This is a genomic window from Micromonospora sp. NPDC049282 (assembly GCF_043197045.1).
Classification (GTDB): domain Bacteria; phylum Actinomycetota; class Actinomycetes; order Mycobacteriales; family Micromonosporaceae; genus Micromonospora.
Genome location: NZ_JBICSL010000014.1, coordinates 49,353 through 62,546 on the forward strand (window position 1 = coordinate 49,353; position 13,194 = coordinate 62,546).

At 73.0% G+C, this 13,194-nt stretch carries 7 protein-coding genes; 3 read left to right on the forward strand and 4 right to left on the reverse strand.

Annotation, left to right across the window (positions count from 1 at the left end; genetic code table 11):
• The first annotated feature begins 199 nt into the window (after positions 1-199).
• Together ACGFI2_RS21865 and ACGFI2_RS21870 are read left to right on the forward strand one after the other, a co-directional pair.
• Positions 200-1,117 carry a tetratricopeptide repeat protein gene (locus ACGFI2_RS21865; RefSeq protein ID WP_393520006.1) on the forward strand — a complete coding sequence of 306 codons (918 nt, stop codon included), beginning with the start codon at positions 200-202 and terminating at the stop codon, positions 1,115-1,117.
• 65 nt (positions 1,118-1,182) lie between these two features.
• Positions 1,183-2,415: an arginase family protein gene (locus ACGFI2_RS21870; RefSeq protein ID WP_393520009.1), complete on the forward strand. Its 1,233-nt coding sequence runs from the start codon at positions 1,183-1,185 to the stop codon at positions 2,413-2,415.
• Positions 2,416-2,737: 322 nt separating this feature from the next.
• Here ACGFI2_RS21870 and ACGFI2_RS21875 read toward each other — a convergent pair whose 3' ends face one another.
• Positions 2,738-3,160: a hypothetical protein gene (locus ACGFI2_RS21875; protein ID WP_393520011.1), complete on the reverse strand. Its 423-nt coding sequence runs from the start codon at positions 3,158-3,160 to the stop codon at positions 2,738-2,740.
• A 318-nt stretch (positions 3,161-3,478) separates the two neighbouring features.
• A complete protein-coding gene (locus tag ACGFI2_RS21880) occupies positions 3,479-5,440 on the reverse strand; it encodes a penicillin-binding transpeptidase domain-containing protein (RefSeq protein ID WP_393520014.1) in 1,962 nt (653 codons plus the stop codon).
• 288 nt (positions 5,441-5,728) lie between these two features.
• Here ACGFI2_RS21880 and ACGFI2_RS21885 point away from each other — a divergent pair, with 288 nt between their 5' ends.
• Positions 5,729-10,792, forward strand: a complete 5,064-nt coding sequence (locus tag ACGFI2_RS21885; RefSeq protein WP_393520017.1) for an NAD-glutamate dehydrogenase — start codon at positions 5,729-5,731, stop codon at positions 10,790-10,792.
• 81 nt (positions 10,793-10,873) lie between these two features.
• Here the strand turns inward: ACGFI2_RS21885 and ACGFI2_RS21890 are convergent, their stop codons facing one another.
• Together ACGFI2_RS21890 and ACGFI2_RS21895 are read right to left on the reverse strand one after the other, a co-directional pair.
• Entirely contained in the window at positions 10,874-11,740 is an 867-nt protein-coding gene (locus tag ACGFI2_RS21890; RefSeq protein ID WP_393520020.1) for a class F sortase, read from the reverse strand.
• The gene (locus ACGFI2_RS21895; RefSeq protein WP_393520023.1) at positions 11,727-12,962 is read right to left on the reverse strand and encodes a hypothetical protein; all 1,236 of its coding nucleotides are present in this window, start codon (positions 12,960-12,962) and stop codon (positions 11,727-11,729) included. Before ACGFI2_RS21895 ends, ACGFI2_RS21890 begins: the two co-directional genes overlap by 14 nt.
• Between the last annotated feature and the right edge of the window lie 232 nt (positions 12,963-13,194).

Consider the following 13,194-nt stretch of genomic DNA (forward strand, 5'->3'; position numbering starts at 1 on the left):
CGGCTCGGCGCCCCCGCCGCGCCCGCGCGGGGGCCGCGCCCCGCCCCGCCGCCCGCCGGGCGGCCCGCCCCCCCCCCCCCCCCCCCCCCCGCCCCCCCCCCCCCCCCCCCTCCTTGCACCTCTGAGCAGGGGTGAGAGTCGCAACGTCGCCGTTGCGGCTGAGCGGAGTTCGCGGCGGCACGTGCGAGACTAGACAACCATGAGCGACCCACGGATCACCTCGTCGATCTTCACCCGCGGCGCGGTCGACCTCAGCGCGCTGCGCACCCCCGCACCAGCCGACACCCCTCCCGCCACACCGTCCCAGGGCGGCCCGCCCGCCGGGCTGCCGGGCAGCCCCGCCGGCTCGGCCGCCGTGATCGACGTGACCGAGGCGAACATCCAGTCCGAGGTGCTCGAACGCTCGCTCAGCACACCGGTCGTGGTCTTCTTCGGCGCCGCCGGCTACCCGGAGAGCGACCAGTTCGCCCCGGTGCTGGAGCGGCTGGCCGCCGAGGGCGCCGGGGCGTGGCTCCTGGCCCGGGTCGACGTGCAGCAGCAGCCCCGGCTCGCGCAGATGTTCCAGCTCCAGGCGCTTCCCACCACCTACGCCATCGTCGGCGGCCGTCCGGTCGACGCCTTCCCGGGCCCGCTGCCCGAGTCGGAGTTGCGCAAGTGGCTCCAGGGGGTGCTCAAGTCCGCCGGGGTCACCGTGGCCGAGCCGGAGGACCCGCGGCTCGACGCGGCCGACGACGCGCTGATGAGCGGCGACCTCGACGCGGCCGAGGCCGAATATCGGAAGATCCTGGCCGAGTCACCGGCCGACGCGGCGGCCGAGGCCGGCCTGGCGCAGGTCGGGTTGGCCCGCCGGGTGGCCGGCGCGGACCCGCAGGGCGCGCTCGACGCCGCGGCGGCCGCCCCCGACGACGTGGACGCCCAGTTGCTGGCCGCCGACATCGAGGTGCTCAGCGGCCTGGCCGAGCAGGCCTACCAGCGGCTGGTCGGCGTGGTCCGCCGGACCGCCGGCGAGGAGCGGGACAAGGTACGCCAGCACCTGATCGGCCTGTTCACCATCGCCGGCCCGGACGACCCCGCCGTGGCCTCCGCCCGACGCGCACTGGCCAGCGCATTGTTCTGAACTCGACGCACGCCCGCGCGGGCCGGCGCACCGCCGGCCCGCCCGACCTCCGAGGACGGGAGCCCATGATGCGCCGGATCGCCGTCCTCGACGCGCCGACGAACCTCGGACTGCGCCCGCCCACGACCAGCTCCGTCCCCGGCTGCGGCAAGGCGCCCGGCGCGCTGCGCGACCACGGGCTGCTGGCCCGGCTGCGGGCCCGCGACGCCGGCTGCCTCACCGCACCTCGGTACGACCCGGGCGACTGGCGGCCGGGTGACGGCGTCTGCCACGCGCCGGAGATCTCCGCGTACTCGGTGGCGTTGGCCGACCGGATCGGCGCGGTCATCGACCGCGGCGAGTTCCCGCTGGTGCTCGGCGGGGACTGCTCGGTGCTGCTCGGCTCGGCGCTGGCCATGCACCGCCTCGGCGAGGCGGTCGGCGGGCGGATCGGGTTGGTCTTCGTTGACGGGCACTCCGACTTCCGGCACCCCGGCAACGCCTCGTACGTCGGAGCGGCGGCGGGGGAGGACCTGGCCCTGGTCACCGGGCGGGGGCAGCCCGACCTGGCCGCCATCGAGGGGCGGCGCCCCTACTTCCGGGACGTCGACGTGGTGGTGCTCGGCATCCGCGCGCAGGACGAGTACCGGCTCGACCTGCAGGCGGCCGGCATCGTCACCCGACCGGTGCCGGCGCTGCGCGCCGAGGGCGCCGCCCGGACCGCGCAGTGGGCGCACGAGCAGCTCGTGGACTGCGCCGGCTACTGGGTGCACATCGACGTCGACGTGCTCGACCCGGCGGTGATGCCCGCCGTCGACGCGCCCGACGCCGGTGGCATCGCCTTCGCCGAGCTGGAGATCCTGCTCGCCGGGCTGGTGGACACCCCGCACTGCCTCGGCGTCGAGCTGACCGTCTTCGACCCCGACTACGACCCGGACGGTGCGTACGCGGCGGAGATCGTGAACACGGTGGTGGCCGGGCTCGCTCCGGTCGTCGCCCCGGGCGCCCTGCCGCCCCGGTTGCTGGCGGCCGGCCCGGCCGCCCCGGCGCCCCGCACGGGCGACAACCGCCCGGATCGAGGATCGGTGACGGTTCCCGCGCCCGCTGTCGCGATCGATCCGATCGGCGCGCCAACCGCCCTTGACGAGGCCGTCGACGGTTCCCGGGTGCTGAAGCCGGCCCTGCCGTGGCCGTCGGAGCCCGACGCGGAGGAACCCATGGCGGCCGTCGGCCCCGGGCCGCTCCGCCGCGTCGCGGTGCCGGACGCGGACACCCCGCCAACCGGGGAGGAGCCACCGCCCGCCGGCGGCCCGGCCTGAGCGGCCCCGCGGAGAAGAGCGGGGACCGTTTCAGCACGTCCTGGTCCAGCAGCCGGTGGTACGGCACCGGGCCGACGCTCAGGCAGGTGAGCACCCGCAACAGATTGGCGGCCTGGGTGAGGCCACGCCGGGCGAGCAGTTCCAGTGAGATGTCGAAGACCTGCGCGGTGACGGTGTGGACGGACTTGAATGCGCGAGTCGTACTCGAAGAAGTGGGTCCGTACCGGGGGCAGGACGGGATCGTCGACCAGCAGGCGAGCCATCTGCTCCCAGGCGCGCCGGGAGGAGAAGGGGCCGTGCACGAGGACCACGTCCACGGTGTTCACCGCGCCTCGTCCCGAGAACGCGGCGCCGGTGGAGCGGGCAACGGTTCAACGGCTGGCGCGGCCTCGTCGGGGGGCTCCGGCCCGGTCGCCGCCACGACGTCCACCACCACCCGCGTGAGCAGGGTCGCCAGCGCCAGGAGCACGCAGATCGTCACCGTCACCCGCAGCGCGGGCCCCGCCGGCAGTGCCTCGGCCAGCGCCAGCAGGGCCAGACCGGTGCCGATCACGATGGTGGCCACGATGAAAAGGGAATACGCCCGTACGCGGGGTCGGGTCCAGAACAGCACTCCGCCCGGGTCGTCGCGCCGGAGCCGCCGGTTCTGCTCGCGCAGGCGGTCCAGAAAACGTGACTCCCAGATCAGCGCGAGCAGCAGGACCGGGAGCACCTGGGCGGCGGTCGCGTAGAAGTCGGGGAACACTGTTGCCCCTTCCCGCTGCGATGGAAGCCGTGTCGTCCAGCGATTCCACATTGGCAAGGATCGCACGAATGGGCAAACCCGCCGGGCACGCGGGTGAGGATGGATCGCGGATAAGTCGGCCGTGGCGACACTTACCGTGGCGGTATTGCCGGCGCAATTACCGCCGATTTCTCCGGAGAGTCACCGGAGGCGTCGACGGTCGGGCCGGCCCCGCCGGTGGGACCGAGTGGCCGGCCATTCCGCGGTGTGACGGTGCGTCAGGATCGCGCGTCCGGTCGGCCCTCGCCCTGACTACTGTCCGTGATGCTTCGCTGCCCTTCAGCGGGTGAGGCCGCGCAGGAAGCGCTCGGCGATCGGCACCGCGCTGGTCGTGCTGGAGCCGCCCTGCTCGACGAAGACGGCGAAGGCCACGTCGCCCTGCCAGCCCACGAACCACGCGTGGGTGTGCGCGGGGTTGTTGTCGTACTCGGCGGTGCCGGTCTTGCCGTGCACCGGATCGCCGGGCACGTCCGCCAGCGCGGCGCCGGTGCCGCCGGTGACCACCTGGCGCATCAGCGTCTTCAGTGCCGCCACGGACTCCGGCTTGAGCTCCGGGCCGGCCGGGGCGGGCTTGGCCGGCGCCGGATCGAGCAGCAGCTTGGGCTGCTCGAAACGACCCCGGGCCACCGCGGCGGTGGCACCGGCCATCGCCAGCGGGCTGACCACGGTGGTGCCCTGGCCGATCGCGGCGGCCGCCTGCTCGGTGGGCCCGCCGTTCGCGGAGACCTTGCCGGTGAACACGTCCACGCCGAGATCCCAGCCGGCCTCCAGGCCGAGCGCCCGGCCGGCCTGGGCGAGGCCGTCCGCGCCGAGCTTCGGTGCCAGCACCGTGAAGGCGGTGTTGCAGGACTTGGCGAAGTCGGTGGCGAACGGCACCGGGCCCAGCTCGAAGTCGTCCGAGTTCTTGAAGATCCGGCCGTCGACCTCGGAGGTCTTCGGACAGGCCACCGTGGTCTGCGGCGTCACCGCGCCCTGGTCCAGCAGGCTGAGCGCGCTGACCATCTTGAACGTGGAGCCCGGCGGCACCTGGGCGGTGAAGGCGAGGTTCTCGCCGGCCGCGCCGGGGCCGTTCGCGGCCGCCAGCACCGCGCCGTCGCCGACCCGCACGGCGACCAGGGCGGAGCGTCGGCTCTGGCCCCGCAACGCGGCGTCGGCGGCGTTCTGGGTGGCCACGTCCAGAGTGGTCTTCACCGGTTGCCCGGGCTTCGGGTCACTGCGGAACACCTCGGTGCCGGTGGGCTCGGTGGCGCCCTCGGCGGCGGGCCGCTCGGTGATCACGGTGACGCCGGGGGCGCCGCGCAGCCGTTCGTCGTACCGGCCCTGGAGGCCGCCGTGGCCGACCAGATCGCCACGGGCGTAGCGGTCGGGGTGGGCCTGGAGGTCGTCGGCCTGTGCCGGGTCGACCGAGCCGAGCAGCGCCCGGGCGAACTCCCGGGTGGGGGCGAGCATGAGCTTGTCGGTGGGGAACCGGGTGCCGGGCAGGTCGTAGATGCGGGGCTTGATCTGCCGGTAGGCCTCGTCGCGCAGGGTCACCACCTCAACGAGCGCGCCCCGGTCCGCCTCCTTGAGGCGTCTGGGCAGGTCGCTGAGGTCGACCGGCGGGTTGAGCGCGGGCCGGATCGCCTTGAACGCGGCGTCGAGCCGCCGCACCAGGCCCGGCGCGTCGCTGACCTCGCCCGCCGCGATCTGCACCCGGACCACCGGGCGGGGCGCGACGATCGGGTTGCCGGCGCCGTCCAGCACCCCGGCTCGTGCCGCCACCTCCCGGCGCAGGGCGAGGTGGTCGTCGGCCTCCAGCTTCTCGTGCACCAGGCGGGGCTCCCAGATCACCTGCCACTCGTCGCCGCCGCCCCGGAGACGGACCGGGTTCTCGTAGGCCCAGCGGGCGCCGCCCGGCAGCGGCCAGGTGACCCGGACGCGGGCGGTGGCGATGTCACCGGCGACCTCGATCTCGCCGGTGCGCTCCAGCGCGGGTGGGGTGGCGGCCAACTCGCCGGAGAGCGCCCGGAGCCGTTTCGTCACCTCGGTGGCCGGCACCCGCCCGCCGGTCGGCTCGATGAAGCCGACCGCCTGCAGGTCGCCGGAGCGCCAACCGCTCAGGAAGGCGTCGACGGTGCGCTCCGGCCCGTCGGCACCCGAGCACCCGGTCACCGCGCCGGCGGCCAGCAGGGCGGCGGCCAGCGCCGCGACCAGCCGGCGGCGGGATTGGCGGCGGTGGCGAAGGGGGTACGAGACGGGCATGAAGGGTCCCTCCGGTGCGTATTTGACCTGCACGCTAGTACGGCACGTGGCTCCCCACCGCCCCGCCACCGCCCGCGGCGAGGTGAGAAGTGCTCGTGTGGCAGTGTGATGAACATCGCCAGCCGGGGTACTCCGCGACCGGCCGACCACGCACCCGCAACAGGTGAAAGGGCAGAGTCCCGATCCGGACGTCCGGCCAGTGGTCCGCCGACCGAGGGGCACAACGGTAGGGCCTAGGCTGGGCGGCAGAGTGACCCACAACGCGGTGGGTCGAGGGGAGTGGCACCGATGGACCGGCGTCCGGCGATCAAACCGGGACCCGACCTCCGGCAGGCTGACACCAGCCGGGACGATGACAGCTTCGATTCGGCGACCGACGGGGACGGTTTCGGCCGTCTCGACACAGGCGTGACCGGGATGACCGGTTCCAGCATCGACACCCTCTACGACCTCGGTCTGCCGGCGCAGGCGCTGGCCGACGAGTCCGAGGACGCCGAGCTGGACGAGCCCGTACCCAACGCGGAGCGGCTGGTCGCCCAGGCGGTCGCGCTGGCCGGCGAGGACCACGACGCGGCCACGCTGGTGGACCGCTTCTGGCGGTTCGCGCCGGACGAGGAGCTGATCGGCTTCACCGCCGAGGAGATGCTGGAGGCGGCCCGGGCGCACCGCGACCTGGCCCAGCAGCGGGTGCCGGGCGAGTTGAAGCTGCGGATCCACGAGCCGGACGCCGAGCAGCACCACACCGTCGTCGAGATCGTCACCGACGACATGCCGTTCCTGGTCGACTCGGTCACCGCGCTGCTGAACTCCCGTCACCTCGACGTGCACCTGCTGGTGCACCCGCTGGTCGTGGTCCGGCGCGAGCCGCTGGGCCGGCTCACCGAGGTCTCCGCCGACGTGGAGCCGGACGACGCGATCGCCGGCGACCTGGTCGAGAGCTGGATGCGGATCGAGATCGACCCGGTCCGCGACCCGTCCGAGCGGGAGACGGTGCGTCGCGAGCTGCAGCGGGTGCTCACCGACGTGCGGGAGGCGGTCGAGGACTGGCCCAAGATGCGGCAGCGGGCACTGGCGCTCGCCGACGAGCTGGCCGCCGCGCGCACCTCGGACAACCGCCCACCGGTGCCGGAGAAGGACATCACGGACTCGGTGGAGCTGCTGCGCTGGCTGGCGCACGACCACTTCACCTTCCTCGGCTACCGCGAGTACCGCCTGGTCGACACGGACGGGGCGGCCGGCGGTCAGGCTCTCGAGGCGGTCCTCGGCACCGGGCTGGGCATCCTGCGGTCCGACTCGCCGGAGGCCCGGTCGCTGAACTCGATGACGCCCGAGGCGCACGAGCGGGTGCTGGAGAAGCGCCTGCTCATCATCACCAAGGCCAACTCCCGGGCCACCGTGCACCGGTCGGCCTACCTCGACTACATCGGCTTCAAGATCTTCAACGAGGCCGGCGAGGTGGTCGGGGAGCGGCGCTTCCTGGGCCTGTTCTCCACCGCCGCCTACCGGACCAGCGTGCAGGAGCTGCCGGTGGTGCGCCGCAAGGTGGCCGAGGTGCTGGACCGCTCCGGCCTGAGCCTGCGCAGCCACTCCGGCAAGGACCTGCTGCAGATCCTGGAGACCTACCCGCGCGACGAGCTGTTCCAGATCAAGACCGACGACCTCTACCACGCGGTGATCGGCGTGCTGCGGATGGCCGGCCGCCGGCAGCTGCGGGTCTTCCTGCGCCGGGACGCGTACGGGCGGTTCATCTCCTGTCTGATCTACCTGCCCCGGGACCGGTTCACCACCCAGAACCGGCTGCGCATGCAGGACATCCTGCTGCGCGAGCTGAACGGCGTCGGGGTCGACTACACCACCCGCGTCACCGAGTCGATGCTGGCCCGGGTGCACTTCATCGTCCGCACCGACCCGACCAACCCGCCCGGCGAGATCGACGCCGACCTGCTCGCCGAGGAGCTGGCCGACGCCACCCGCCTCTGGGACGACGACTACCGGCTGGTGCTGGAGCGCAAGCTCGGCGACGAGCAGGCCAAGCACCTGTTCAGCCGCTACGCCGACGCGTTCCCGGAGGGCTACAAGGACGGGCACACGCCGTACGAGGCGATGAAGGACCTGGCCAAGCTGGAGCTGCTGGAGGAGGCCGGCCAGCTGGAGATGCACCTGTTCCGCAAGCAGGCGCCGCCGCGTCCGTACGCGGGCCGCGCCGCCGACGCCGACGAGTCGATTGACGTGCGGTTCAAGGTCTACCGGTACGGCGAGCCGATGATGCTCTCCGCCGTGCTGCCGGTGCTGCACTCGCTCGGCGTGAAGGTGGTCGACGAGCACCCGTACGAGGTCGAGCGCGTCGACGGCCGGATCTGGCTCTACGACTTCGGGCTGGAGCTGCCGGAGCGGCACCAGGACCTGGCCGAGGTGCGCCCGCACGTGGAGAACGCCTTCGCCGCCGCCTGGCGGGGCGAGGCCGAGGTCGACGGCTTCAACGAGCTGGTGCTGCGCACCGGGCTCACCTGGCGTCAGGTGGTGGTGCTGCGGGCGTACGCGAAGTACCTGCGGCAGGCCGGCACCGTGTTCTCCCAGGAGTACATGGAGCAGACCTTCATCGCCTACCCGCGCATCGCCGGGCTGCTGGTGCAGCTCTTCGAGACCCGGTTCGCGCCCGGTGCGACCACGCTGGACGAGCGCCGGCAGCGCAGCGGTGAGCTGGTCGACGCGATCGGCGAGGCGCTGGAGGAGGTGGCGAGCCTCGACCAGGACCGCATCCTGCGCGCCTACCTGACGCTGATCCAGGCCACCCTGCGCACCAGCTTCTACCAGCGGCCGGTGGGCGGGCGGCCCAAGCCGTACGTGGCGCTCAAGCTGGACCCGCAGGCGATCCCGGACCTGCCGGCCCCGCGGCCGAAGTTCGAGATCTTCGTCTACTCGCCGCGGTTCGAGGGCGTGCACCTGCGGTTCGGGCCGGTGGCCCGGGGCGGGCTGCGCTGGTCCGACCGGCGCGAGGACTTCCGTACCGAGGTACTGGGCCTGGTCAAGGCGCAGATGGTGAAGAACGCCGTGATCGTGCCGGTCGGCGCCAAGGGCGGCTTCGTGCTGAAGCAGAAGCCGGGCGACCGGGACGAGGCGGTGGTCTGCTACAAGGAGTTCATCTCCGCGCTGCTCGACGTCACGGACAACATCGTCAGCGGCGAGATCGTGCCGCCCGACGACGTGGTCCGGCACGACGCCGACGACCCCTACCTGGTGGTGGCGGCGGACAAGGGCACCGCGACGTTCTCCGACATCGCCAACGAGATCTCCACCGCGCACCGCTTCTGGCTGGGCGACGCGTTCGCCTCCGGCGGCTCGGCCGGCTACGACCACAAGAAGATGGGCATCACCGCCCGTGGCGCCTGGGAGTCGGTGAAGCGGCACTTCCGGGAGCTGGGGCACGACACCCAGACCCAGGACTTCACCGTGGTCGGCGTCGGCGACATGTCCGGTGACGTGTTCGGCAACGGCATGCTCCTGTCGGAGCACATCCGGCTGGTGGCCGCCTTCGACCACCGGCACATCTTCCTGGACCCGGACCCGGACGCGGCCACCTCGTTCCGGGAGCGCAAGCGCCTGTTCGACCTGCCCCGGTCCTCGTGGGAGGACTACGACCCGGAGCTGATCTCGGCCGGCGGCGGCATCTTCCCGCGTACCGCGAAGTCGGTGCCGGTCACGCCGCAGGTGCGCGCGGTGCTCGGCCTCGACGACGACGTCACGCAGCTCAGCCCGCAGGAGCTGATGAAGGCGATCCTCACCGCGCCGGTGGACCTGTTCTGGAACGGCGGCATCGGCACCTACGTCAAGGCGTCGACGCAGACCAACGCCGAGGTCGGGGACAAGTCCAACGACGCCATCCGGGTGGACGGCAGGAGCCTGCGCTGCCGGGTGGTCGGCGAGGGCGGCAACCTGGGCTTCACCCAGCAGGGCCGGATCGAGTACGCCGCGACCGGCGGCCGCATCTACACCGACTTCATCGACAACGCGGCCGGGGTGGACTGCTCCGACCACGAGGTGAACATCAAGATCCTGCTCAACACGGCGGTCGCCGACGGCGAGCTGGACCGGCCCGAGCGCGACGAGCTGCTGGCCCAGATGACCGACGAGGTCGGCGAGCTGGTGCTGCGGGACAACTACGACCAGGCCCGGGCGCTCAACAACGCCCAGGCCCAGGCCGCCTCGCTGCTCCCGGTGCACCGGCGGATGCTCAACGAGCTGGAGCGGTCCGGCGCGCTGGACCGCGCGCTGGAGGCGCTGCCGCCGGACGAGGAACTGGCGGTCCGCGCCGAGACCGGGCTGACCGCGCCGGAGTTCGCGGTGCTGCTCGCGTACGTGAAGATCGTGCTGGAGCGGGAGATCGTCAGCGAGGGGCTGGCGGACGAGAAGTGGACGACCGACGTCCTGGTCAACTACTTCCCGACGCCGCTGCGGCAGCGCTTCGCCGACCGGATGGGCCGGCACCGGCTGCGCCGGGACATCGTCACCACGGTGCTGGTCAACGAGGCGATCAACCGGGGTGGCATCTCGTTCGTGTTCCGGGTGGTCGAGGAGACGGCCGCCTCGGCGGCGGACGTGCTGCGGGCCTACGTGGTGGTCCGCGAGGTGTTCGGTCTGGGCGACCTCTGGGACGCGGTCGAGGCGCTGGACAACAAGGTCTCGCCCGAGCTGCAGACCGCCGTCTACCTGGACACCCGGCGGCTGCTCGACCGCGCGGTGCGCTGGCTGGTCAGCAACCGGCGCTCGCCGATCGACGTGCCGGCGGAGATCGCCCGGCTCCGCGACGGCGTGGCCCGGCTCATGCCGGACCTGGAGCACCTCTTCTGGGGCACCGAGCGGGAGGGGATCGCGGCGCACATCGAGTCGCTGGTCGGCCGAGGGCTGCCGCGGGAGCTGGCCGTGCAGGCGACCCGCCTGATGTACAGCTTCGGCCTGCTCGACATCGTGGAGACGGCGCAGACGACCGGGCGGGAGGTGAGCGAGGTGGCCTCGGTCTACTTCGTGCTCTCCGACCGGTTCCGGGTGGACGCCCTGCTGTCGAAGATCTCCCTGCTGCCGAGGGAGGACCGCTGGCAGACGCTGGCCCGGATGGCGCTGCGCTACGACCTGTACGCCGCGCTGGCCGCGCTCACCGCGGAGGTGCTCACCTCCACCTCGGACAGCCAGCCGCCGGTGGAGCGGGTGCAGGAGTGGGAGCAGGCCAACGCGACCTCGATCCACCGGGCGCACCGCGCGATGGGGGAGTTCGACGAGTCGCGTGCCGACCTCTCCGCGCTGTCCGTCCTGCTGCGCCAGATCCGCACCCTGGTCCGCACGTCGGCGGCGGCCTGACCCGTCCCACCTCCCGCTGATTCGGGGAAAGAGTGCCCATCTCGCCTTCGATGGGCACTCTTTCCCCGAATGAGGACCGGGTCACGAGGTCAGCCGGGCGTAGACGATGATGTTGTCGAGGTAGCTTCCGGCGGTTCGGTCGAACACGCCGCCGCAGGTGACCACGCGCAGGCCGGGCACGGCGGACGGGCCGTAGACCTGTTCCGCCGGGAAGGCGGTCTTCGGGTACGACCGGACCTCCTCCACGGTGAACGTGGTGGTCGAGCCGTCCTGCCGGGAGACGGCGATGGTGTCGCCGGGCACCATCGCGCCCAGGTTGAAGAAGACCGCCGGGCCGAGCTTGGCGGAGTCGACGTGCCCGACCACGACGGCGTTGCCGACCTCGCCGGGGCTGGCGCCGGGGGAGTACCACCCGGCCTTCATGGCCTGGTCCAGCGGGGGCACCTGCACCGTGCCGTCCGGGTTGGTGCCGAGCGTCATGATCTCGGCGCGTACCCCGATCCGGGGGATCGCGATGGTGGTGGGCACCGATCGGGGCAGCCCCGCCGGGACGGCCCCGCGCGGCGCCGCCGGCACGGATCCGGCCGGTGCCGGCGGGGTGGGTCCGACCGGCGGCGCCGTCGGCGTCGGTCCGGTCGGAGCCCCGGGTCCGATCGAACCGGCCGCTGGTGCGGGAGTCGTCGGGGCCGGAGCGGTCGAGGGGGTCTGGTACCACGGCGTGGTGTCCTCGACGTCCGCGTCGGGAGCGCCGGCCGGGTCGGTGGTGTCCGTCGGGTATGCCTGCGCGATCGGCTGTGGCGGGGTGGGCGGCGGGACGGTGCGCACGGACGCGCCGATCAGGCCGGAGCCCACCATGGCGAGCAGGACGACGAGCGCCGCGCCGGCGGCACGCCACGGTTTCCCGCGACGGCCGCCGGCCCGGTTCGTCGTCCGGTCAGGCCAGGTCACCGGCCCGCCGCCGGCGCAGCAGCACCAGCCCGCCCAGTGCCGCGGCGCCGATCATGCCGGCGCCCCCGGTGGCGAGATCGCGGTCCAGACCGGTGGTGGCCATGCCGCCGTCACCGCCGTCGACCCCGCCACGGGGGAGGACCACCAGCTCGCCCTCGCCGCAGGAGCCCCGCAGCTCGTACCGGCCCGGGTGGGCGTCCTCGGAGACGCGGGCCTCGCCGTAGTAGACGAAGTCCTTCCCGTGCTCCCAGCCGGCCTCGTCGCCGCCGGGGCCGTACTCGTCCCCGCCCTGCCACTCGTCGCTGCCCTGCCAGGCGTCGCCGCCCTGCCACTCGTTCCCGTGTTCGTCCTTGCCGTCCTTGCCGTGTTCGTCCTTGCTGCCCTGCCAGGCGTCGCCGCCCTGCCACTCGTTCCCGTGTTCGTCCTTGCCGTCCTTGCCGTGTTCGTCCTTGCCGCCCTGCCAGGCGTCGCCGCCCTGCCACTCGTTCCCGTGTTCGTCCTTGCCGTCCTTGCCGTGTTCGTCCTTGCCGTCCTTGCCGTGCTCGTCGCCGGCCCAGTCGGAGGCGTCCCAGCCCGGCTCGGCGGCCTGGCCGTACTCCTCCGGGACCTGCCGGTCCGGGCCCTGGGCGGCGGGGTCGGCGGGCGCGCCGGCGCCCATGCCGCCCGGCTGCGGCGCGTCGGCCGGCGGCTGCGGCATCCCCGCCTCGCCGGGTCCGTGCCCGTCCTTACCCTGGTCGTCCTTGCCGTCCGGGCCCTTGCCCTGGTCGCCCTTGCCGTCCGGGCCCTTGCCGTGTTCGTCCCTGCCCTGGTCGTCCTTGCTCTCCGGGCCCTTGCCGTGGTCGTCCTTGCCCTCCGGGCCCTTGCCGTGGTCGTCGCCGTGTGCGTCCTTGCCGTCGGGGCCCTGGTCCGCGTCCTGCGCCCAGTCGCCACCACGGTCGGCCCAGCCGGCGCCGTCGGCCCGGTCGCCGTGCTCGCCGTCGCGGGCCGGGTGCAGGTCGACCTTGCCGGTCACCTTCGACCAGACGTATGCGTGCTCCTGAGGTTCGGAGCAGATCTGGAGCAGTTCGACGGTGTCGCCCGCCTTGACCACGTGCGGCTTGGCGATGACCTTGCCCTCGTCGTCGTGCCCGCCCGCGTAGGCCGTCCCCGGGGTGAACGCGAGAAGGCCCGCACCGCCGAGAGCGGCACCCGCGACGACCTTCCCGAGCATCTTGTTAGCCATGAGCAGCGTCACTCCATCCCTGTTCGTCCTGAGCCCGACGTCAGTCGAGCTACCTCCGACGTTAGACCTTTTCGCGACTTATTCGGGGAAAGATTCGTTTTTAGGAGTTTGCCGATGATGTGGCTTTCGCGCGTGCGGAGCGCGCCGCGCCCCATCTGTGCCCCGTCGGACCCGCTGTGGCGAGGACGGGTGAGATGGGAGGTAGGGTCGGGGTGGGCGCATCGAGGCATTG

What these genes read in the sequence shown, in the direction of transcription:
- ACGFI2_RS21880 (WP_393520014.1), bottom strand. Translation starts at nt 5,440, where the DNA reads ATGCCCGTCTCGTACCCCCTTCGCCACCGCCGCCAATCCCGCCGCCGG.
- ACGFI2_RS21870 (WP_393520009.1), top strand. Translation starts at nt 1,183, where the DNA reads ATGATGCGCCGGATCGCCGTCCTCGACGCGCCGACGAACCTCGGACTG.
- ACGFI2_RS21865 (WP_393520006.1), top strand. Translation starts at nt 200, where the DNA reads ATGAGCGACCCACGGATCACCTCGTCGATCTTCACCCGCGGCGCGGTC.
- ACGFI2_RS21895 (WP_393520023.1), bottom strand. Translation starts at nt 12,962, where the DNA reads ATGGCTAACAAGATGCTCGGGAAGGTCGTCGCGGGTGCCGCTCTCGGC.
- ACGFI2_RS21885 (WP_393520017.1), top strand. Translation starts at nt 5,729, where the DNA reads ATGGACCGGCGTCCGGCGATCAAACCGGGACCCGACCTCCGGCAGGCT.